Here is a 2436-nt window from a genome sequence, read left to right as displayed (position 1 = left end):
ACAGAATGGTTTCTCATAAGTTATCAGCAACCTTTTTTACACGGAAATCCGTATACGACGGTATGCTGCAGACCGGGTTGGCGGGCGTGACGCCGGATATGTTGGTCGTGTTCGCGGTGGTTATCCTCGCGTTGGTGCTGTTTGCGACCGAACTGCTCCCGGTCGACGTGACCGCGATTCTGGTGATGGTGACCCTCATGGTGCTCGAACCGTGGACGGGAATCAGCACGACGGAGGGGATTTCCGGGTTCTCCAACGAGGCGACCATCACGGTGCTGGCGATGCTCATCCTGAGCGCGGGCGTCAGTCGAACCGGTGTCGTCCAGTTGCTCGGCAGTCGGCTCGCGGATTTCGCGGGCACGGACCTCAGAAGACAACTGTTCGCCACCATCAGCGTCGCTGGACCAGCGTCCGGGTTCGTGAACAATACGCCCGTCGTGGCGATTTTGGTTCCGGTCATTACCGACCTCGCACACGAGGGGAAGACCTCGCCGTCGAAACTGCTGATTCCGCTCTCCTACGCCTCGATGCTCGGCGGGATGCTCACGCTCATCGGCACCTCGACCAACATCCTCGCCAGCAACGTGGCGGGGCGACTCGCGGCGAGAACCGGCAACCCAGAACTCCACACATTCTCCATGTTCGAGTTCACCGGACTCGGATTCGTCGTCCTCGTCACCGGCGGCCTCTACCTGCTGTTCGTCGGCCACCGACTCCTACCGGAACGCGTCCCGCCCGAGGAGGACTATATCGAGGAGTACGAGATGGGCGACTATCTCACGGAAGTCGAAGTCGCCGACGGGTCGCCGTTCGTCGGGGAGACCATCGAGGACGCCATCGACGAGGCCGCATTCGACGCCGAAATCATCCAACTCGTCCGCGGCGACGAGACGTTCATCGAACCCATCGGCCAAAAAACGATTCGAGCGGGCGACAGACTCACGCTCCGAATCGATAAGAAAACGCTGGAAACGCTCACGACGCTCGAACACCTGACGCTCGTCGGGACACCGACGGAGGCCGAAATCGACCCCGGTACGGAGCAGACGCTCGTGGAGGTCGTGATTCCCTCCGGATCCGAACTCGTCGGCGACACGCTGTCGAGTTCGGCGTTTCGGGAGCGGTACAACGCCGCGGTCCTCGCGTTCCGGAGTCGCGGCGAACTCATCCACGAGCGTCCCGAGGAGGTGACGATTCGCGTCGGCGATACGCTCCTCGTGCAGGCGTCGGCCGACAGCATCGACCGACTCGCGGCGAACCGGGACTTCATCGTCGCCCATCAGGTGAGCGACCCCGATTATCGCACGGAAAAGATTCCAGTCGCACTCGCCATCGTCGTCGGTGTCGTCGCGCTCGCCGCACTCGGCGTCTACCCCATCCTCGTCACGGCACTCGCGGGCGTGGTGGCGATGGTCGCGACCGGCGTCCTGAAGGCGAGCGAGTTGTACGAAACGGTCGAGTGGAACGTCATCTTCCTGCTCGCCGGTGTCATCCCGCTGGGAATCGCGCTGGAGAACTCCGGCGGCGCGGAACTGCTCGGCGGCCTCGTCGCGGCCAGCGCGAACTACGTCCCGATCGTCGTCGTGCTCTGGATTTTCTACATCGCCACCGGCCTCATCACCGAGGTCATCAGCAACAACGCCAGCGTCGTCCTGATGATTCCCGTGGCGGTCGAAGCGGCTACCCGCATCGGCGCGAACCCGTTCGCGTTCGTCCTCGCGGTGACGTTCGCCGCCTCGACGAGCTTTCTCGGTCCGGTCGGCTACCAGACGAACCTGTTCGTGTACGGCCCGGGCGGCTACAAGTTCACGGACTATTTCCGTATCGGCGCGCCGCTTCAGTTGCTCCTGTCGGTCGTAACGGTCGGGGGAATCGTGGCGTTCTGGGGACTCTGAAGTGAAATAATTCGCGTAAGTTATTAGACCGCGAAGGACGTACTATAACCATCGTTCGGTGACGTTAGAGTTCTGTTGCGGAGAGACATCCGTCACCGACCGGGGGGATGGATAGATGAAACTAGGATTGGAAGCTGAATACTGGGTCATAGAGGAATCGGGAGAGTTGGCGACTGACACAGGAGATCTCACCGAGGTGAGCGACTACGTCGTCCCGGAGTTCGTCGCACCACTGATCGAGGTGCAGACGCCACCCGTTTCGAGCACGGAGGAACTGCGCCACGAGTTCGGGACGGTGCTGCAGGCCGTCCGGGATAAAGCCGACGAGCAGGGGCTCGCGCTCGTCCCGCTCGGAACGCCACTCGCTCGGGAATCGCTCGACATCACGAGCGAACGCGGGCAACTGCTGGGACGGATATACGGCGACGACGTGGAGTACGCGATGAACTGTGCGGGGACGCACGTCCACTTCGATAAGGGAAACGTCGTTCGACAGTTGAACCTGCTGACGGCGCTCGACCCCGCGCTGGCGCTGGTCTGT

The 2436-nt window shown here is 62.1% G+C and carries 2 protein-coding genes; both read left to right on the top strand.

What is annotated here, in order from left to right; genetic code table 11:
- Nucleotides 1-62: 62 nt before the first annotated feature.
- Nucleotides 63-1895, top strand: a complete 1833-nt coding sequence (locus WBV42_RS06420) for an SLC13 family permease (RefSeq protein WP_423985292.1) — start codon at nucleotides 63-65, stop codon at nucleotides 1893-1895.
- Between the two features lie 115 nt (nucleotides 1896-2010).
- On the top strand, nucleotides 2011-2436 hold a 426-nt coding region (locus WBV42_RS06415), incomplete at its 3' end, for a glutamate-cysteine ligase family protein (protein WP_423985291.1).

The sequence above is a fragment of the Haladaptatus sp. genome, assembly GCF_049589095.1.
Classification (GTDB): domain Archaea; phylum Halobacteriota; class Halobacteria; order Halobacteriales; family Haladaptataceae; genus Haladaptatus.
This window is presented reverse-complemented; position numbering and strand designations above follow the sequence as displayed.

Coding starts and splice junctions, on each gene's coding strand:
- WBV42_RS06420 (WP_423985292.1), top strand. CDS start 63: ATGCTGCAGACCGGGTTGGCGGGCGTGACGCCGGATATGTTGGTCGTG.